Genomic DNA, 529 nt, shown 5'->3' with positions numbered 1-529 from the left:
CTGCTATATAATTATTCTCATTCGAATTCACAAGAAAGAATAAAAATGGATGCCTTAAATCTCCTCACCACGCGTCGCTCTTCCAAAAAACTGGCTGCTCCGGCGCCCAACGCCGAGCAACTGGAACAAATGCTGCAAGCGGCAACACAAGTACCCGATCACGGCAATATGCGCCCTTTCCGCTTTACTGTGATTCAAAGCGAAGCCGGTTTGCAACGTTTCCGCGAGCTTTTGGGCAAGACCGTTACCGAACTCAACTTCGGCGATGATGCCATGAAAAAGGCCGAACGCGTCGGCAACATGGCGCCTATGATTATCGGCGTTACATTCGCGCCGAACCGTGAAGTAGCAAAACCGAAACCTGAATGGGAACAAATGTTGACTGCCGGCTGCGCCGCCTACGCATTGCAACTGGCTGCTTCTGCTCAAGGCTTCGACAATGTTTGGATTACGGGCATGTGGGTCAACAGCCCATTGTTGCTAGAAGCATTTGAGTGTGCCGACAAAGACAAAATCATCGGCCTGATGA

1 protein-coding gene is annotated in these 529 nt (G+C 50.5%); it reads left to right on the top strand.

From position 1 onward, the window contains the following. Positions 1 to 45 precede the first annotated feature (45 nt). Positions 46 to 529, top strand: a 484-nt coding sequence (locus tag ACTHUR_RS17830) for a nitroreductase family protein (RefSeq protein ID WP_440400066.1), incomplete at its 3' end; no start/stop codon positions are given.

The sequence above is a fragment of the Neisseria sp. P0021.S007 genome (assembly GCF_051956855.1).
Note: the sequence above shows the minus strand (reverse complement) of the source record. Positions and strands in the feature narration are given on the sequence as shown.